This window comes from Catellatospora paridis (assembly GCF_009720365.1).
GTDB lineage: Bacteria > Actinomycetota > Actinomycetes > Mycobacteriales > Micromonosporaceae > Catellatospora > Catellatospora paridis.
In genome coordinates this window covers 62,658-79,854 of sequence record NZ_WBZD01000016.1, presented here as the reverse complement: position 1 = coordinate 79,854, position 17,197 = coordinate 62,658, and the positions used below count along the sequence as shown (strand labels likewise).

Below are 17,197 nucleotides of genomic sequence, written 5' to 3'. Positions count from 1 at the left end.
GGACATGCCGGTGACGAGCGTAGCGAGGAGCTGGCATGAGCGAGCTTGTCGAGCGAATCGTGGGGCGTGGCGGACATGCCGGTGACGGGCGTAGCGAGGAGCGGGCATGAGCAAGACGTTCGTCGTCGCCGAGATGGCGCTGCGGGAGATCGCCCGCCGCCGCGGCGTGCTGGCCATCCTGCTGATCTTCCCGCTGGCGTTCTACCTCAGCCGCCGCGACTCTCACGCGGGGCAGTCGATCCGGTTCGTGTGCCTGGGGATCGGCTGGGCGATGAGCACCGCGGCGCTGTTCGCGGGCAGCGCGGCGCGCGCCGTCGAACCCCGGCTGCGGCTGTCCGGATACCGCAGCAGCCACCTGTACCTGGGCCGGCTGGCCGCGCTGTGGACGGTCGGCCTGCTGCTGTCGGCGCCCTACTACGTGCTGATCCGGATCGACCAGGAGCACATCCGGTACGGCGCGATCGCGCTCATCATGCTGCTGACCGTGGCGGTCGCCGCGCCGTTCGGGCTGGCCCTCAGCGCCGCCCTGCCGCGGGAGCTGGAGGGCATGCTGGTGCTGCTCATCGTGGTGGGGCTGCAGATGATGATGGACCCGGCCGGTTCGGCCTCCCGGCTGCTGCCGTTCTGGTTCAGCCGGGAGATCGGCACCTACGCCGTGGACCACACCGACGGCGGTTACCTGACCCGTGGCCTGATCCACGCGGTGGTGTGCCTGGCGGCGCTGCTGGCGGTGGTGGCGGTGGCCTCCGGCTACCGGCTGCGACAGCGGTCACACCTGCGCTTCGTGGCGCGGCGCTGAGGCGGCCGCCGAATCCGTCGCGGGTGGAGCGAGCGAGGTCACACCGTGCCCACGGCGTAAGTTGGAGCTGAAATCCGATAAAAGATCTTCAGCTGGGGGCTGTGGTGCGCATCGCACGCTTTGTTCATCCGGGTGGCATGTCGTTCGGGGTGGTGGAGGGCGATCCCGACGCCGGCGCCCAGGCGCTGACGGTACGGGCGATCAACGGCCACCCCTTCGGTGAGCTCGATCTCACCGAGCAGCGCTACGCGCTGGCCGACGTACGCCTGCTCTCCCCGATCCTGCCCAGCAAGGTGATCGGGGTCGGGCGCAACTACGCCGACCACGCCGCCGAGCACGGGGCGGAGGTGCCCAAGGAGCCGCTGCTGTTCCTCAAGCCGTCCACATCGGTGATCGGGCCGCACGACATCATCCGGCTGCCCGAGCAGTCGCACCAGGTCGAGCACGAGGCCGAGCTGGCCGTGGTGATCGGCGCCACCGGCGCGCGCCGGGTGGACCGGGCCGGGGCCGAGAAGGCGATCTTCGGGTACACCATCGCCAACGACGTCACCGCACGCGACCTGCAGAAGAGTGACGGCCAGTGGACCCGGGCCAAGGGTTTCGACTCGTTCTGCCCGCTCGGCCCGTGGATCGACACCGCCGTCGACGTCTCCGACGCCGAGGTGCGCTGCGAGGTCAACGAGGAGGTGCGCCAGCTCGGCCGCACCTCGCAGATGGTCTTCGACGTGCCCACGCTGGTGTCGTACGTGTCCCACGTCATGACGCTGCTGCCCGGCGACGTCATCCTCACCGGCACGCCCGCGGGGGTGTCGCCGCTGGTCGCGAAGGACGTGGTGGCCGTGCGGATCCAGGGTCTGGGGGAGCTGCGCAACCCGGTCGCCGCGCGATAGGGATACCGATTTGGCGCTGCCGGGGAGGTCAGGTAAAGTTCATCCCCGGCAGCGGAAACGGTGCCAATGGGGTATGGGGTAATTGGCAGCCCAACTGATTCTGGTTCAGTTAGTCTAGGTTCGAGTCCTGGTACCCCAGCAACCAAGCAAGATCGGGCGAGAGCCTGGTTCGCGCGAGGCTGCTGGACCTGCTAAAGTTCAGCGGGCCGCCGAGCTGAGAAGTCAGCCAGGCGGTCGAAAACTGAAGAAGGTGTTCTCCGGAACATCGACCTGGCCCCGTCGTCTAGCGGCCTAGGACGCCGCCCTCTCAAGGCGGTAGCGAGGGTTCGAATCCCTTCGGGGCTACCAGGTTTTCAAGAAGCTCACGAGCCAGGCTCGTGGGCTTCTTTCGTTGAGCTGCCAGTCAGGGGCATGCGGCGGTGGTGCAGGTGAAGTACCGTCCGCGGGCATGAAGTTCCTGCTCTGCGGCGCGGTCCTCGCGCTCATCATCGTGCTGGCGGTCATCGCGGGCCGCCGCGGCAAGCGGCACGGCCACATCAACCCGCCCGAGAACTACTACGGCGGCAACGCGATGATCCACGCCGCGCGCGAGGTCGGCAGCGCGGATGGCATGAGCAGCATGAGCCCGTGACGACCCGACGGACCCGGCTTCCTATCGACGTTGGCCTATCTGGATGACTCCGATCGCCGGAGTGTCATCCAGATAGGCCACTGTCTATTGGAGGGGCGGGTTCCGCTCAGCGGGGGTTGGCGGGTCAGAGTCCGGAGAGCCGCTGGCCGGCGCGTACGACGGCCATCGCGTGCCGGTCGCCGGGGCGGCGGCCGAGGCGCTCGATGGGGCCGGAGACGCTGATCGCGGCGATGACGCGGCCGGTGCGGTCGCGCACGGGGGCGCTGACCGAGGCCACACCCGCCTCGCGCTCGGCCACCGACTGCGCCCACCCGCGGCGGCGCACCTCGGCCAGCGTGCGGCCGGTGAACTTGCAGCGGGGGAGCAGGGGCATGACCGCCTCGGGGGGTTCCCAGGCGAGCAGGATCTGGGCCGCCGAGCCCGCCGTCATCGGCAGGATCGCGCCGACCGGCACGGTGTCGCGCAGGCCGCTGGCCCGTTCCGCGGCGGCGACGCAGAGCCGTTCGTCGGCCCTGCGCAGGTAAAGTTGTGCGCTCTCGCCGGTGGCGTCCCGCAATGCGGACAGCAGCGGCTCTGCGGCTGTCAACAGGACGTCGGGGGCGGCGTTCGCGAGTTCTCCAAGGCGGGGACCGGGACGCCAACGTCCCTGCGTGTCCCGTACCAGCATCCGATGAATCTCCAGCGCCTGCGCCAGCCGGTGCGCCGTTGCTCTCGGCAGCTTGGTGCGATCGACGAGTTCGGCGAGGCTGGCGCCGTCGACACACGCGGCAAGGATCACTACCGCCTTGTCAAGGACGCCCACGCCAGACATACTGTGTCCCACAGACCGAAACATACCTCCCAAGATGCGGGATGTCCAGATGGTGGGAGCAACCCAGTGAGCAGGACCCTTGCCCAGAAGGTCTGGGACGCACACGTGGTACGCCGCGCTGACGGTGAACCGGACCTCCTCTATATCGATCTTCATCTGCTGCATGAGGTGACCAGCCCGCAGGCCTTCGACGGCCTCCGGCTGGCCGGGCGCAAGGTCCGCCGGACCGATCTGACGATCGCGACCGAGGACCACAACACGCCCACCGACAACCTGCTGACGATCGCCGACCCGGTGTCGCGTACGCAGATCGAGACGCTGCGCGCCAACTGCGCCGAATTCGGCGTGAAACTGCACCCGCTCGGCGACCCACAGCAGGGCGTCGTCCACGTCATGGGTCCGCAGCAGGGCCTGACCCAGCCGGGCATGACGATCGTCTGCGGTGACTCGCACACCTCGACGCACGGCGCTTTCGGCGCGCTGGCCTTCGGCATCGGCACCTCCGAGGTGGAGCACGTGCTGGCCACGCAGACGCTGCCGCAGGCGCTGCCCAAGCAGATGGCGGTCACCGTCACCGGCGAGCTGCCCCCGGGCGTCTCGGCCAAGGACCTGATCCTGGCCCTGATCACCCAGGAGGGCACCGGCGGTGGCCGGGGCTACGTGGTGGAGTACCGCGGCCCCGCCATCGAGAAGCTGAGCATGGAGGGGCGGATGACCGTCTCCAACATGTCCATCGAGTGGGGCGCCAAGGCCGGCCTGATCGCGCCGGACGAGACCACGTTCGCCTGGTTGAAGGGCCGCAACTTCGCGCCCAAGGGCCAGGACTGGGACGACGCCGTGGCGTACTGGCGCAGCCTGCCCACGGATGACGGCGCGACCTTCGACAAGGAGGTGTTCCTCGACGCGAGCGCGCTGACGCCGTTCGTCACCTGGGGCACCAACCCGGGTCAGGGCGCTTCGCTGGACGCCGTGATCCCCGATCCCGAGTCGTTCGCGTCCGAGTCGGAGCGCGCCGCGGCCCGCCGGGCGGTGGAGTACATGGACCTCACCCCGGGCACGCCGCTGCGCGACCTGGCGGTGGACGTGGTCTTCGTCGGCTCCTGCACCAACGGGCGGCTGGAGGACCTGCGCACCGCCGCGGACGTGCTGCGTGGCCGCAAGGTGGCCGACGGTGTGCGGATGCTGGTGGTGCCGGGTTCGGCCGCGGTGCGCGCGCAGGCCGAGGAGGAAGGCCTGCACGAGGTCTTCACCGAGGCGGGCGCCGAGTGGCGGTTCGCCGGGTGCTCGATGTGCCTGGGCATGAACCCGGACACCCTGAAGCCGGGCCAGCGCTCGGCGTCGACGTCCAACCGCAACTTCGAGGGGCGGCAGGGCAAGGGCGGCCGTACCCACCTGGTGTCCCCGGCGGTGGCCGCGGCGACCGCCGTGACCGGCCACCTGTCCGCTCCCGCCGACCTGGACGCCGTCGGCGCCCGCTGAACCGAGGTAGATCGAAATGGAGAAGTTCACCGTTCACACCGGCACCGCGGTGCCGCTGCGGCGTTCCAACGTGGACACCGACCAGATCATCCCGGCGGTGTACCTCAAGCGGGTCACCCGCACGGGCTTCGAGGACGGCCTGTTCAGCGCCTGGCGGGAGGACCCGTCGTTCGTGCTGAACAACCCGGTCTACGCCGGGGCCAGCGTGCTGGTCGCCGGCCCGGAGTTCGGCACCGGATCGTCGCGCGAGCACGCGGTCTGGGCCCTCAACGACTACGGCTTCCGGGTGGTCATCTCCCCGCGGTACGGCGACATCTTCCGGGGCAACTCGCTCAAGCAGGGTCTGCTGACGGTGGAGCTGCCGCAGGCGGCCGTGGAGACGTTGTGGGACCTGGTGGAGGCCGACCCGGCCACCGCGATCGAGGTCGACCTGGTCGCTCGGGAGGTCCGCGCGAGTGGGCAGAGCTGGGCTTTCGACCTCGACGACTTCCTGCGCTGGCGGCTGATGGAAGGCTTGGACGACATCGGTTTGACGCTGCGCCACGAAGAGGCGATCACGGCGTTCGAAGGCCACCGCCCGGCTTTCGGGGTACTTGTCGGATAGGTGCTGAACCGCGACAGCAACGTTATTGCCCCCGTCCTGTTATCAGGATGGGGGCAATTTTCTTTGCGACACATAGGTGGTTTTTAACCCTCCTGTTGGCATATTGCTGACGTTGGGCCTACTGTGCGCACAGAATGACTGTTATGAGTCCAGTAGCACCATACGGGAGGAATCCGTGAACAAGACTGAGCTGATCGACGCGATCGCCGCTCACTCGACCGTGGTTGACAAGAAGACCGCCGCGGCCGTGCTGGAGGCCACGCTCACCGAGATCCAGAACGCGGTCACCAAGGGCGACAAGGTTTCGCTGACCGGCTTCGGTGTCTTCGAGAAGCGGGCCCGGGCCGCTCGCATGGCGCGCAACCCGCGCACCGGCGAGGCGGTCAAGGTGAAGAAGACGTCGGTGCCGGCCTTCCGGCCCGGCGCGGGCTTCAAGGACACGGTGGCCGTCGGCAAGGTCGCCGCCCCGGCGAAGAAGGCGGCGAAGTCCGCCGCCAAGAAGACCGTCGGCGCCAGCACCCGCCCGGCCGCGAGCAAGGCCACCGCCGCGTCGAAGACGGCCCCGGCCAAGAAGACCGCGACCAAGAGCACCGCCAAGGCGACCGCGGCCAAGGCCACCACGGCGAAGGCGACCGCGGCCAAGGCCACCACCGCCAAGAAGACCACGGCGGCGAAGGCGGCCCCGGCCAAGAAGACCGTGACCGCGAAGGCCACCACCGCGGCGAAGAAGACGACCGCCAAGGCGACCACGGCCAAGAAGGCCCCCGCCAAGAAGGCCGCCAAACGCTGACCGGTCCCGATATCCCTTCCTGAACAAAGCCGCGCCCACGCCGATCTGAGACGGCGTGGGCGCAGCTCTGTGCTCTCTTTCAGCGCTGCGGCGGCTGGGAGCGGCCTTGGCAGCCGGAGATGCGCAGCATGGAGCGCACCGTCTGGCGCGGAGTCGGCGGCGGAGGCAGTGGTTCGGGGTCGGCGCCGGTCCGGAACGCCTGCAGCAGGTAGCCCACCAGCCGCCGCCACGCGTTCGGCGCCGCCTGGGCGGTCCCGCGCAGCACGCCCGCGTTGGCCATCAGCATCAGCGGCAGATCCTCCGGAACGTAGTCCTCGCGCAGCGAACCCTCGGCCTTGGCGCGCTCCACCAGGCCCACGAAACCGTGGTAGAGCGCGGTGCGGCGGGCCTCGAACTCAGACGCCCCGGGAAACGACATGGTGAGCACGTCGGCGAGCCCGCCGTCGGCCGCCTGCATGCGGCACACCTCCTGCACGTAACCGGCGAAGCCGGTCCAGCCGTCGGGGGCCTGCTCGGCCGTGTGCAGCGCGTGCTCGTACTGGTCGAACTTGCGGGACGCGGCCGCGACCATCAGGTCGTCGCGGGCGGGGAAGCGCCGGTAGAGCGTGGCGATGCCGACCCCGGCCCGGGCGGCGATCTCCTCCAGCGGCACGTCGAAGCCGCGCTCCGCGAAGGCATCACAGGCGGCGTCGACGATGCGCTCGCGGTTGCGGGCGGCGTCGGCGCGCAGCGGTGGTTCCACCATGATCACCAGGGTAGCAGGACTGGAGGAGCGCCTCCGGTTAGTGCTACCGTCCCCTCACAAACGGAGGAGATCCACCACTTAGCCTCTCGTTCGACAAGGAGATTCTCGTGAACATCGCCCTTTGGGTCGTGCAGATCCTGCTCGGCGTGGCCTTCCTCGGCGCCGGCGTGATGAAGTCCACCAAGAGCAAGGAGGACCTGGCCCCGAAGATGCCGTGGGTGAACGACTACTCGCTCGGCACGCTGCGGCTGGTCGGCGTCACCGAGCTGCTGGCGGGCATCGGCCTGATCCTGCCCTGGGCGACCGGCATCGCCCCGATCCTCACCCCGCTGGCCGCGTCGGGCCTGGTCGTCATCATGGTGCTGGCGGCCGTGGTGCACGCGCGTCGTAAGGAATACCCGGGCATCGCCACCAACGTCGTGCTCGGCGCGCTGGCGCTGTTCGTGGCACTCGGCCGCTTCTGATCAGCGCATTCACGGGGTGAGGGTTAAAAAGGGCACCTTCCTATGCATGCAGCGATAAGAAGGTGCCCTTCCTTGCGGTCTTGTGCCAGCGGGCCGGATAGGCGGCGCGGGTGGTGTTGGCTTGGGCGCGTTCGTGGGCGGCCAGGCGGGTCAGGGTGGCGGCCAGGTGGGGGTGGGACTCGGCCAGGGTGAGCCAGGTGCCGGCGGCCAGGGCGGCGTCGGTGTGCTCGCCGAGGGCGTCCTGGAGGCGGGCCAGGGACTTGGCCAGGCGACGGGTGGGCTGGTCGCCGGCGGCCGCGGCCGCCTCGGCGGCGTACCGGGCGCGTTTGACGTGGATGCGCACCTGGTGCCAGTCCACATCGGGCGCGGAACGCTTCAGCGAGCCCGCCCCGGGCACGCCCTTGCCGCCGTGGACCAGGCGACGCCAGGGACGGGCGAGCAGCCCGGGCAGCGCCTGCGCGGCGGGCGCCGTGGCCGCGGGTGACAGCGGGACGCGCCGGGTGGCCGCGGTGAGCCGTTCCATCAGGGCCAGGTACCGGCGGGTACGCAGGGCGTCCAGGAGGTCCGTGTAGGCCCGCTCGCGCCGGGCCGCCAGGATCGTGTCCAGGGCGGCCAGCTCGCCCTCGTCGGTCGCGGGCACGGCGGCGGCCGTGGCGCGCAGCCGATCGCGCAGCACCTCCGCGTCGCGCGCCGCACCCAGCAGATCACCCAGCCAGCCCAGCTCTGCCCGCAGCGGCCGGGCCCAGCGCTGGTCCAGTAGCGGCTTGAAGGTGCGCAGGTCCGAGCGCAGCCGCCGGACGCCGACCCGCATCTGGTGCACGGCGGTGTCCCCGTCGGGCAGCGGCTCGTCCAGGCGCACCAGGGGATCGTGCGCCACGATGCGTGCCACCGCGCCGCGCACCGCGGCGATGACCACGTCCGCGGCCCGCGCGGTCGCGGGCAGGGTGGCGGCCGGGGGCAGCAGATCCGGGGGGTACGCCGCCGCGGCCCCCAGCGCCCGCACGAGCTTGGGCGTGAACCCGCCCGCCCGGGCGCCCGCCGCCAGCAGCAGCTCCTCCACAGCGGACAGCAGTTCGGGCGACCCGCCCGCGCGCTCGACCTCGATCTCGCGGAACGTGCGCGGCACCGCCGTGCCGGAGAGCACCTCGACGGTGTCGTCGGCGACCTCGGCCAGGCGGGAGCCCGCGGCGTCGCACAGGTCCACCCGCTGCCGCCGGGTGCGCAGCACCGCGACCGGAGTCAGCGGAGACCCCCTGGTCAGTGCCGCGACGAGCCAGGTCAGCGCCGCCGGCGGCACCGCCGGGTCGTCGCCCGCCAGCGAGATCTCCTGCCGCACCCCGGGCACCGCCGTGGGCAGCTTGACCGTCCACGGCAACGGGTCGCCGACACGGTGGCGCAGCGACGCCCCGGCCCGGGCCAGCCGCAGGCCGGCGGTGTCGAAGTAGGTCGCGGTCAGGGTCACGGCCGGCCGAGCCGCCGGGCGGGCATCCGCCACGGCGAGCTCGGGCAGCGTGAACGAGGGCGATACGTCGTACTTGCGCTCCTCCTCCAAGGTCACCGCTTAAGCATCCGCTCCAGCAGCGACGCCTGCAAATCGACCCGGGGATGATCCGAAGTGGAGATGTGCCGGGTCCAGGTGCCGTCCGGATTGAGGTCGAACGCCTCGATCCGGTCCGACATCGACGCGTTCAGCAGCTCGGCCAGCTCGGTCCGGGACGGCTGGTCGGTCACCTGGATCAGCGCCTCGACCCGGCGGTCCAGGTTGCGGTGCATCATGTCGGCCGAGCCGATCCAGAACTCGGCCCGCCCCCTGCCCGCGGTCACGTCGCCGTTGCCGAAGCGGAACAGCCGCGAATGCTCCAGGAAGCGGCCCAGGATCGAGCGCACCCGGATGTTGTCCGACAGCCCCGGCACCCCGGGCTTCAGCGCGCACATGCCGCGGATCAGCAGGTCGATGTGCACACCCGCCTGGGAGGCGCGGTAGAGGGCGTCGATGACCTGCTCGTCGACGAGCGAGTTCACCTTGATCTGCACCAGCGCGGGTCGGCCCTCGCGGGCGAAGCCGGCCTCCCGCTCGATGCGCTCGATGATGCCCGCCCGGATGCCGTGCGGAGCCACCATCAGCCGCCGGTACGCCGTCTGGCGGCTGTAGCCGGTCAGCGTGTTGAACAGGTCGGTCAGGTCCGCGCCGACCTCCGGATCGGCGGTGAGCAGACCGAAGTCCTCGTACAGCCGGGCGGTCTTGGGGTGGTAGTTGCCCGTGCCGACGTGGCAGTACCGGCGGATCTGCCCGCCCTCCTCCCGCACCACGAGCGCGGTCTTGCAGTGCGTCTTCAGGCCGATCAGGCCGTACACGACGTGGCAGCCCGCCCGCTCCAGCATCCGCGCCCAGCCGATGTTGGCCTTCTCGTCGAAGCGCGCCTTGACCTCGACCAGCACCACCACCTGCTTGCCCGCCTCGGCCGCGGCGATCAGGGCGTCGACGATCGGGGAGTCGCCCGAGGTCCGGTACAGCGTCTGCTTGATGGCCAGCACGTGCGGATCGGCCGCGGCGTGCTCGATGAAGCGCTGCACGCTGGTGGAGAAGGAGTGGTACGGGTGGTGCACCAGGATGTCGCCGTCGCGCAGGATGTTGAACATGCTGCGGGTCGACTCGCCCTCACGCAGCCGGGCGTGAGTGGCCGGGACGAAAGGGGGGTCCTTCAGATCCGGGCGGTCGCAGTCGTAGAGCTGCATGAGCCCGGACAGGTCCAGCGGGCCGGGCACCCGCAGCACATCCCGTGAGTCCACTTCCAGTTCGGTGACCAGGGTTTGCAGCACGTGGTCGGAGATGTCCGCGGCTACCTCCAGCCGCACCGGCGGGCCGAACCGCCGCCGCATCAGCTCCCGCTCCATGGCCTGCAGCAGGTCCTCGTCGCGGTCCTCGTCGATCTCGACCTCGGCGTTGCGGGTCACCCGGAACGCGTGCCGCTCCACCACCTCCATGCCGGAGAAGAGCTGGCCGAGCTCGTTGGCGATCAGTTCCTCGATCGCCAGGAAGCGGTAGGTGTTGCGGCCCTCCGCCGTGGTCCGGCCCGCCTGCTCGATCCGGACGAACCGCGGCACGTTGTTGGGCACCTTGACCCGGGCGAACAGCTCCTGGCCGGTCTCCGGCTCACGCACCACCGCGGCGAGGTTGAGCGACAGGCCCGAGATGTACGGGAACGGGTGCGACGGGTCGAACGCCAGCGGGGTCAGCACCGGGAAGACGTGCTCGCGGAAGTAGACCCGCATCTGCTCGCGCTCGGCGTGCTCCAGATCCGTCCAGCCCAGAATGTGGATGCCGGCCTTGGCCAGGGCGGGGCGGATCACCTTGGTGAACTCGGCGGCGTGGTCGGCGACCAGTTCGGCGGTGCGCTCGGAGACCATCTCCAGTTGTGCCCGGGGCGGCAGCCGGTCGGCGCCGCGGGTGGGCAGCCCGGTCTCCAGCCGCCGGCGCAGGCCCGCGATGCGGACCATGAAGAACTCGTCGAGGTTGCTGGCGAAGATCGCCATGAACTTCATCCGCTCCAGCAGCGGCAGCCGCGGATCCTCCGCCAGTGCCAGCACGCGGGCGTTGAAGTCGAGCCAGGAGACCTCGCGGTTGAAGTAGCGGTCCTCGGGCAGCTCGGTCAGCGCGGTGCTGGCGAACTCCGGGACGACCACGGTGACCGGCGGGCTGGCCGGATGCGGCCGGGTGGTCGGCTCGGTCGGGCCGCTCAGCACGGCCCGGTCGGCGGCCGGCTCGGTCGAGCCGGCCGGGTCAGGGGAGCCGGTGACCGGCCCGGGGGAGCGGTCCGTCGCGGCGGTCTGCTCCGGTGAGGCCTGCGCAACGACGGTGTCGGCGGGCGGTGCCGGGACGTCCGTCACGACGACAGCGTCGGCGGAGGGCGGCACAGAGGTGTCCGCGGAAGCCGCAGGGGCCTCCACGGGCGTGGACGGGGCCGGCGGCGGGGCGTTGCCGGCCTTCTTGCGGGGTCGTCGCGGGGCTGCGCTCACCAACTCATTTTTGCCCTATCGGAGTGAACAAGAGATGAACTCGGCTCAGCGCGGCGATGGCCGACGCTCGGCAACCGGACGCGGGTCACACCCGGCACAGATCAGGGCATGGTGGGAATGGTGACCCGGCGCAGCCGGCCGTCGGCGTCGTGTTCCAGGCGCACCCGCTGGCCCAGGCGCAGCAGCCGCAGCCCGGAGGCGTCGAACGCGGCCTGGTCGAAGGCGACCGGGGTGCCGTCGTCGAGCAGCAGCGAGCCGCTCCGGGTCTCGGGGTCGAATGTCGCGACGGTGCCCTGCATGGCGTTCACGCTACGCGGTCACGTCCTCGCAGAGCACCCCCCAGCCCCGCACCACGGCGAGATCGGCGGCGGTGTCGACGTCGCGCCGCAGCGTCGGCCACGCCCCGGCCAGGCGTAGCGCGCCGGAGCGCTCGTGCGCGCCGGCCGACCCCGGCCCGAACCGCGGATCGAGCGCACCGCCGGGCGCGGCCACCAGCAGCACCGTGCCCACACCCGCCGCGTCCGGCACGAACGCCCGGCGCCCGGCCGCCGCGGCCAGCGCTTCGGACAACTCCGTGGGGCGCAGCGCCGGGACGTCGGCGGGCAGCGCCACCACCGGCCCGGCGGCAGCCGCCCGACGGCGTCGGTTCCCGGCGCCGACGGGAGCTCCGCCGGGTGGTTCGCCGATTCCGGCCACCGCGGCCGCCGCCCGCCGGAGCGCATCGTTCAGATCCCGGCCCTCGTCGGACAGCACGCCCGCGCCGCAGGCGCGCAGCACGGCCGCCGCGCGGGAGTCCCGGGTCACCACCAGCACCCTCGCCACTCCCGCGGCGGCCAACGCGGCGGAGACGGTGGCACGGGCGAGATCCAGCACCAGATCCTCGTGCCGGGCGGCGGCCCCGCGCAGCCGGCTCTTCGCCTCGGCGAGCGGCTTCAGCGGCACCAGCACGGTGACTCCGGGTGCGTACACTCGGCCATTCTGGCAGCCCGTCCGGTCGGTCAGCGGGGCGGCGGCCTCCGGCGGCTGAGGTCGTCACCCGTGCGGACATGGCATGATGCGCTGAACATGGACGGCACGACGGCGGGTCGCGGCAGCGACGGGCCGGTCCGCCGAGCGCCCCGGTGCGTGGCGGAACGCCCGGGGACGGACCATGATCCGTGAGGATTCACTCGCGGGCGGTGTTACAGACACCCTGACGCGGGCATGCGAACGGGTGGAGGACAGGGAGGCTTCGTTGGCGCGGCGCAGGCTGGGCTTCTGGTCACGATTCGCGGTGTGCTTGGTCAAGCCGCCGATGATCGCGCTGACCAGGCGGGACTGGCGTGGCTGGGAGCACATCCCGGCCGAGGGCGGCGTGATCCTCGCGGTCAACCACGTGTCGCACGCCGACCCGTTCACCACCGCGCACTACGTCTACGACTCCGGCCGCTGGCCGCAGTTCCTGGGCAAGGAGAGCGTCTTCCGGATCCCGCTCGCCGGGAAGATCCTGTACTGGTGCCGCCAGATCCCGGTGCACCGGGGCACGGCTGATGCGGTCAAGGCGCTCGACGCCGCGGTGGAGGCGGTGCGGGCGGGCGGCGCGATCGTCATCTACCCCGAGGGCACCACCACCAAGGAACCCGACCTGTGGCCGATGCGGGGCAAGACCGGCGTGGCCCGGCTGGCCCTGGCCACCGGCGCCCCGGTGATCCCGATCGCGACCTGGGGGCCGGAGAAGATCTTCGACCCGCGTACCAAGAAGATCCGGCTCATGCCGAAGATCCCGGTGTCGCTGTGGGCCGGGCCGCCGGTCGACCTGTCGAAGTGGGCCGGCGCGGAGCCGAGCGCGACGGTGCTCAACGAGATGACGGACGCGGTCATGATCCGCCTGCGCGACCTGCTCGCCGAGATCCGCGGCGGCCAGGCCCCGCCGATCTGGAGCGCCACCGGCAGCGACGCCACGGCCGACCAGGCCGCGAACTCCGACGCCGCCGCGGGGAAGCCCGCCGCGCCGGACGCCGCCACCAAGGACGGGGCCCGATGAGGGCGGCCGTGCTCGGCGCCGGTTCCTGGGGCAGCGCGTTCGCGAAGATCCTCGGCGACGCGGGCAACGACGTGGTGCTGTGGGCGCGCCGGCCGGAGATCGCCGCCGCCATCCGCGACACCGGCCGCAATCCGGAGTACCTGGAGAACACGCCGCTGGGCGAACGGGTGACCGCCACCGCGTCGGCGACCGAGGCGATCAAGGGCGCCGAGCTGGTCGTGCTCGCCGTGCCGTCGCAGACGCTGCGGGTCAACCTGGGCGACTGGGCTGCCGACCTGGCCGACGACTCGACCCTGGTGTCGCTGATGAAGGGCATCGAGCTGGGCACCACCCAGCGGATGAGCCAGGTCATCGTCGAGGCGGCGCGGGTCGCGCCGGACCGCGTCGCCGTGGTCAGCGGCCCGAACCTGGCCGGCGAGATCGCGCTGGAGCAGCCGGCCGCGACCGTGGTCGCCTGCAGCGACATCGACCGGGCCACCCGGGTGCAGCATGCGATCACCACGCCCTACTTCCGGCCGTACACCAATGACGACGTGGTGGGGTGCGAGCTGGGCGGGGCGGTCAAGAACGTGATCGCGCTGGCGTTCGGCATCGCGCACGCCATGGGGCTGGGCGACAACACCAAGGCGATGCTGATCACACGTGGGCTGGCCGAGACCGCGCGGCTGGGCGTCGCGCTCGGCGCGGACCCGCTGACCTTCTCCGGCCTGGCCGGGCTCGGCGACCTCGTGGGCACCTGCATGTCGCCGCTGTCGCGCAACCGCACCTTCGGCGAGCACCTCGGCCGGGGCAAGAGCCTCGAACAGGCCCAGGCCGCGACCCGGTACACCGCCGAGGGTGTCAAGAGCTGCCTCGCGATCCGGGATCTGGCCCGCTCGCACGGCGTCGAGATGCCGATCACCGAGCAGGTGGAGCGGGTCTGCCACGAGGGCGTCGACCCGAAGGTCGCCGTCGCGGCGCTGATGTCCCGCTCGACCAAGGCGGAGTGACCAGGGGCTACGTTCTCTGCATGACAATGCAGTACGGGGACAGCACCCGTTCCCTCCATGCAGGCATGCCCGAACCCGTCCCGGGAGCACCGATGCTGCCCGGTCCCGTGTTCGCCGCGCCCTACCACCTCGACCCGGAGGGCTACACGCCCGGCGTCGACGGGTACGGGCGGGGCGACAACCCCACCCGGCGACTGCTGGAGAGCGCGATCGGGGAGCTCGAGGGCGGCGACTGCCTCGCCTTCGCCAGCGGCCAGGCGGCGATCACCGCCCTGCTGCTGTCGGTGCTGCGCACGGGCGACACCCTGATGATCCCCTCGGACGGGTACTACAACGTCCGCTCCTTCGCCGCGTCCACGCTGGCCGGCCTCGGCGTGACCACCGTCGAAGTGCCCACCTCAGGGCCGTACCCGTCGTTCGAGGGCGTCCGGCTGGTGCTGCTGGAGACCCCGGCCAACCCGGGCCTGGACCTGGTCGACATCGCCGCGGTCGCGCGGGCCGCGCACGCCGCCGGGGCACTGGTCGCGGTCGACAACACCACCGCCACCCCGCTCAGCCAGCGGCCCCTGGAACTCGACGCCGACGTGGTCGTCGCCTCCGGCACCAAGGCCCTCGCGGGGCACTCCGACATGCTGCTGGGGTACGCCGCGACGAACTCGGCGGAACTGCTCGACGGGATGCGGCAGTTCCGCACCCTGGCCGGTGCGGTGCCCAGCCCGTTCGAGTGCTGGCTGGCGCGGCGGTCCATGGGCACCCTCGCCCTGCGGCTGCGCCAGCAGTCCGCCAACGGGGCCGCGGTGGCGGCGCTGCTGCGCGAGCACCCGCTGGTCGAGGCGGTCCGCTGGGCCGGCGACAGCGATCTGGCTGCCCGCCAGATGCGCATCATTCCCGGACTGGTCTCGTTCGAGCTGCCCTCGGCCGAGCACGTGGCGGCGTTCCTGCGTGCCTCGGCCCTGGTCGCCGCGGCGACCAGCTTCGGCGGCCTGCACTCCAGCGCCGACCGCCGCCACCAGTGGGGCGACAGCGTCCCGCCCGGCTTCGTGCGCTTCTCCTGCGGCGTAGAGGACACCGAGGACCTGCTCGCCGATCTCACCCAGGCCCTGGACACCGCCGCGAAGCTCTAATGGGGGCTACCGGGCCCGCCGCACGCCGCCCGCGTTGATCGTCGGACTTGCCTGGCAATCGTGCATATCTTGACCTGGGATACGACCGGTTGCCAGGCAACTCGGTGGATCTAGCCGACCACGGCGGCGGCGGGTGTGGCCGGGGCGGATTCGGCAGCCGCCAGGGCGAGGATGTGGCGGCGGACGATCAGCAGCGGGACGATGCCGAACAGGCCGAAGGAGATGTCGATCGGGATCCACCACCAGGGCAGGCCGCGGATCGGGGCGGCGATCAGCGCCAGCGGGACCACCGCGACGCAGCACAGCATGCCCCAGTGGATCACCCAGAGGTTGCGGACCGGGTCGCGCAGCGGGCCGTAGAAGGCCATCGCGATGACCAGGTGGGCGAAGGCCAGCCAGTCGGTGCCGTAGGCCAGGAACGGGAAGTCCCGGTCGGCGGTCTCCGCGCCGGTGCGGACCGTGCCGATGAAGTCGACCAGCGCGTCGGGGGCGGGCACCCAGCTCTCCCGGAGCAGGCCGTCCACCCAGCGCAGCTCGGTGACCAGGGGGAAGGCCGTCACGCCGCTGAGCACGAGGCCGACGATGAAGAAGATGAGCCAGTACCGGATGCGCCGCAATCGCGCCTGAGGGGTCACGCTCCGGGATGGTAGTGCCACCCTGGGGTGCCGTGCGACGTGCTCTTCACCGGATCGCCACAACGCACGGTAGGGTCAGCCGCGTGAGTGAAAGCAGCCAGCGTAAGACCCGTGTCGCCGTCGTCTTCGGCGGTCGCAGCACCGAGCACGCCATCTCCTGCGTCAGCGCGGGCAGCATCCTGGCCGCGCTCGACCCGGCCGAGTTCGAGGTCGTGCCGGTCGGCATCACGAAGGAGGGCCGCTGGGTGCTCACCTCCGGCGACCCGGCACAGCTCGCCATCGAGGGCCGCAGCCTGCCCGAGATCACCGCCGCCTCCGGCCAGGCCATCGTGCTGCCCGCCGACCCGACCAGCCACGAGCTGGTCGTGCTGGAGCCCGCCGAGGGCGCCGCCGCGCTGGCCGGGGTCGACGTGGTCTTCCCGGCACTGCACGGGGCCTACGGCGAGGACGGCACCATCCAGGGGCTGCTGGAGATGGCGGGCATCCCGTACGTCGGGGCCAACGTGTTCGCCTCCGCGGCCGCCATGGACAAGGAGTTCACCAAGAAGCTCGCCGCCGCCGAGGGCATCCCGATCGGGCCGTACGCGGTGCTGCGCAACGGCCAGGAGCTCAGCGAGGCCGACAAGGAGCGGCTGGGCCTGCCGGTGTTCGTCAAGCCGTCGCGGGCCGGGTCCTCGTTCGGCATCACCAAGGTCTCCAGCTGGGATCAGCTCGACGCGGCGCTGGCCAAGGCGCGCGCGATCGACCCGAAGGTGCTCGTCGAAGCGGGCATCGTGGGGCGTGAGGTCGAGTGCGGCGTGCTGGAGACCGAGGCCGGCGGCAGCGCCGAAGCGTCCGTGCTGGCCGAGGTGCGGGTGGTGGCCGGCGGGCACGAGTTCTACGACTTCGAGGCGAAGTACCTCGGCGAGGACTGCGAGTACGACCTGCCCGCGAACCTGCCCGCCGAGATCGCGGCCGAGGTGCAGGAGCTGGCGGTGCGCACGTTCACCGCGCTGGACTGCGCGGGGCTGGCCCGGGTCGACTTCTTCGTCACCGACGACCTGAAGGTCTACCTCAACGAGATCAACACCATGCCGGGCTTCACCTCGACCAGCATGTTCCCCCGGATGTGGGCGGCCAGCGGCCTCGACTACCCGAAGCTCGTCTCCCGCCTGATCCGCACCGCTCAGCGGCGCGGCACCGGCCTGCACTAGACA

Annotated in this window: 18 protein-coding genes and 2 tRNA genes; 13 read left to right on the top strand and 7 right to left on the bottom strand. The window is 71.4% G+C overall.

Annotated elements, in window-relative coordinates; translation table 11 throughout:
* Nucleotides 1-106 precede the first annotated feature (106 nt).
* From F9C41_RS29705 to F9C41_RS29685, 5 genes are all read left to right on the top strand, one after another.
* Nucleotides 107-799, top strand: a complete 693-nt coding sequence (locus F9C41_RS29705; RefSeq protein ID WP_155390116.1) for an ABC transporter permease — start codon at nucleotides 107-109, stop codon at nucleotides 797-799.
* Nucleotides 800-903: 104 nt separating this feature from the next.
* A complete protein-coding gene (locus F9C41_RS29700) occupies nucleotides 904-1,689 on the top strand; it encodes a fumarylacetoacetate hydrolase family protein (RefSeq protein ID WP_155390335.1) in 786 nt (261 codons plus the stop codon).
* Between the two features lie 67 nt (nucleotides 1,690-1,756).
* A tRNA-Gln gene (locus F9C41_RS29695) sits at nucleotides 1,757-1,828 on the top strand.
* A gap of 133 nt (nucleotides 1,829-1,961) precedes the next feature.
* A tRNA-Glu gene (locus F9C41_RS29690) sits at nucleotides 1,962-2,037 on the top strand.
* A 100-nt stretch (nucleotides 2,038-2,137) separates the two neighbouring features.
* Nucleotides 2,138-2,320, top strand: coding sequence for a hypothetical protein (locus F9C41_RS29685; protein ID WP_155390115.1), 183 nt, complete (start codon nucleotides 2,138-2,140; stop codon nucleotides 2,318-2,320).
* A gap of 124 nt (nucleotides 2,321-2,444) precedes the next feature.
* Here the strand turns inward: F9C41_RS29685 and F9C41_RS29680 are convergent, their stop codons facing one another.
* The gene (locus F9C41_RS29680; RefSeq protein ID WP_120318463.1) at nucleotides 2,445-3,131 is read right to left on the bottom strand and encodes an IclR family transcriptional regulator; all 687 of its coding nucleotides are present in this window, start codon (nucleotides 3,129-3,131) and stop codon (nucleotides 2,445-2,447) included.
* Between the two features lie 66 nt (nucleotides 3,132-3,197).
* On the opposite strand from F9C41_RS29680, the gene leuC reads away from it, so the two are divergent.
* The 3 genes from leuC to F9C41_RS29665 all read left to right on the top strand — a co-directional run bounded on the left by leuC (nucleotide 3,198) and on the right by F9C41_RS29665 (nucleotide 6,004).
* Entirely contained in the window at nucleotides 3,198-4,610 is a 1,413-nt protein-coding gene (leuC, locus tag F9C41_RS29675; protein ID WP_155390114.1) for a 3-isopropylmalate dehydratase large subunit, read from the top strand.
* A gap of 16 nt (nucleotides 4,611-4,626) precedes the next feature.
* Nucleotides 4,627-5,214 carry a 3-isopropylmalate dehydratase small subunit gene (gene leuD / locus F9C41_RS29670; protein ID WP_155390113.1) on the top strand — a complete coding sequence of 196 codons (588 nt, stop codon included), beginning with the start codon at nucleotides 4,627-4,629 and terminating at the stop codon, nucleotides 5,212-5,214.
* Nucleotides 5,215-5,374: 160 nt separating this feature from the next.
* On the top strand, nucleotides 5,375-6,004 hold the full coding sequence (locus F9C41_RS29665; protein ID WP_269058996.1) for an HU family DNA-binding protein: 630 nt from the start codon (nucleotides 5,375-5,377) through the stop codon (nucleotides 6,002-6,004).
* A 79-nt stretch (nucleotides 6,005-6,083) separates the two neighbouring features.
* On the opposite strand, the gene F9C41_RS29660 is transcribed toward F9C41_RS29665, so the two are convergent.
* On the bottom strand, nucleotides 6,084-6,749 hold the full coding sequence (locus F9C41_RS29660; protein ID WP_155390111.1) for a TetR/AcrR family transcriptional regulator: 666 nt from the start codon (nucleotides 6,747-6,749) through the stop codon (nucleotides 6,084-6,086).
* Between the two features lie 107 nt (nucleotides 6,750-6,856).
* Here F9C41_RS29660 and F9C41_RS29655 point away from each other — a divergent pair, with 107 nt between their 5' ends.
* Nucleotides 6,857-7,213 carry a DoxX family protein gene (locus tag F9C41_RS29655; RefSeq protein WP_155390110.1) on the top strand — a complete coding sequence of 119 codons (357 nt, stop codon included), beginning with the start codon at nucleotides 6,857-6,859 and terminating at the stop codon, nucleotides 7,211-7,213.
* 40 nt (nucleotides 7,214-7,253) lie between these two features.
* Here F9C41_RS29655 and F9C41_RS29650 read toward each other — a convergent pair whose 3' ends face one another.
* From F9C41_RS29650 to F9C41_RS29640, 4 genes are all read right to left on the bottom strand, one after another.
* The gene (locus F9C41_RS29650; RefSeq protein WP_230690118.1) at nucleotides 7,254-8,771 is read right to left on the bottom strand and encodes a CYTH and CHAD domain-containing protein; all 1,518 of its coding nucleotides are present in this window, start codon (nucleotides 8,769-8,771) and stop codon (nucleotides 7,254-7,256) included.
* The gene (locus tag F9C41_RS29645; RefSeq protein WP_456236820.1) at nucleotides 8,768-11,128 is read right to left on the bottom strand and encodes an RNA degradosome polyphosphate kinase; all 2,361 of its coding nucleotides are present in this window, start codon (nucleotides 11,126-11,128) and stop codon (nucleotides 8,768-8,770) included. Before F9C41_RS29645 ends, F9C41_RS29650 begins: the two co-directional genes overlap by 4 nt.
* Nucleotides 11,129-11,331: 203 nt before the next feature.
* Nucleotides 11,332-11,529, bottom strand: coding sequence for a cold-shock protein (locus F9C41_RS40880; protein WP_196280011.1), 198 nt, complete (start codon nucleotides 11,527-11,529; stop codon nucleotides 11,332-11,334).
* Between the two features lie 10 nt (nucleotides 11,530-11,539).
* Nucleotides 11,540-12,199: a CofC family guanylyltransferase gene (locus tag F9C41_RS29640; RefSeq protein ID WP_196280010.1), complete on the bottom strand. Its 660-nt coding sequence runs from the start codon at nucleotides 12,197-12,199 to the stop codon at nucleotides 11,540-11,542.
* A 265-nt stretch (nucleotides 12,200-12,464) separates the two neighbouring features.
* On the opposite strand from F9C41_RS29640, the gene F9C41_RS29635 reads away from it, so the two are divergent.
* From F9C41_RS29635 to F9C41_RS29625, 3 genes are read left to right on the top strand one after another with little or no spacing between them, the layout of a single operon-like run.
* Entirely contained in the window at nucleotides 12,465-13,253 is a 789-nt protein-coding gene (locus tag F9C41_RS29635) for a lysophospholipid acyltransferase family protein (RefSeq protein ID WP_155390108.1), read from the top strand.
* Nucleotides 13,250-14,242, top strand: coding sequence for an NAD(P)H-dependent glycerol-3-phosphate dehydrogenase (locus tag F9C41_RS29630; protein ID WP_155390107.1), 993 nt, complete (start codon nucleotides 13,250-13,252; stop codon nucleotides 14,240-14,242). Before F9C41_RS29635 ends, F9C41_RS29630 begins: the two co-directional genes overlap by 4 nt.
* Before the next feature lie 20 nt (nucleotides 14,243-14,262).
* On the top strand, nucleotides 14,263-15,366 hold the full coding sequence (locus tag F9C41_RS29625; protein WP_155390106.1) for a cystathionine gamma-lyase: 1,104 nt from the start codon (nucleotides 14,263-14,265) through the stop codon (nucleotides 15,364-15,366).
* 110 nt (nucleotides 15,367-15,476) lie between these two features.
* Here the strand turns inward: F9C41_RS29625 and F9C41_RS29620 are convergent, their stop codons facing one another.
* Nucleotides 15,477-16,001, bottom strand: a complete 525-nt coding sequence (locus F9C41_RS29620) for a hypothetical protein (RefSeq protein WP_155390105.1) — start codon at nucleotides 15,999-16,001, stop codon at nucleotides 15,477-15,479.
* A gap of 83 nt (nucleotides 16,002-16,084) precedes the next feature.
* On the opposite strand from F9C41_RS29620, the gene F9C41_RS29615 reads away from it, so the two are divergent.
* Complete coding sequence (locus F9C41_RS29615; protein WP_230690117.1) at nucleotides 16,085-17,194, top strand: D-alanine--D-alanine ligase family protein; 1,110 nt, start codon at nucleotides 16,085-16,087, stop codon at nucleotides 17,192-17,194.
* The last annotated feature ends 3 nt before the right edge of the window (nucleotides 17,195-17,197 follow it).

Coding starts and splice junctions, on each gene's coding strand:
- F9C41_RS29685 (WP_155390115.1), top strand. CDS start 2,138: ATGAAGTTCCTGCTCTGCGGCGCGGTCCTCGCGCTCATCATCGTGCTG.
- leuD (WP_155390113.1), top strand. CDS start 4,627: ATGGAGAAGTTCACCGTTCACACCGGCACCGCGGTGCCGCTGCGGCGT.
- F9C41_RS29660 (WP_155390111.1), bottom strand. CDS start 6,749: ATGGTGGAACCACCGCTGCGCGCCGACGCCGCCCGCAACCGCGAGCGC.
- F9C41_RS29705 (WP_155390116.1), top strand. CDS start 107: ATGAGCAAGACGTTCGTCGTCGCCGAGATGGCGCTGCGGGAGATCGCC.
- F9C41_RS29630 (WP_155390107.1), top strand. CDS start 13,250: ATGAGGGCGGCCGTGCTCGGCGCCGGTTCCTGGGGCAGCGCGTTCGCG.
- F9C41_RS29680 (WP_120318463.1), bottom strand. CDS start 3,131: ATGTCTGGCGTGGGCGTCCTTGACAAGGCGGTAGTGATCCTTGCCGCG.
- F9C41_RS29625 (WP_155390106.1), top strand. CDS start 14,263: ATGACAATGCAGTACGGGGACAGCACCCGTTCCCTCCATGCAGGCATG.
- F9C41_RS40880 (WP_196280011.1), bottom strand. CDS start 11,529: ATGCAGGGCACCGTCGCGACATTCGACCCCGAGACCCGGAGCGGCTCG.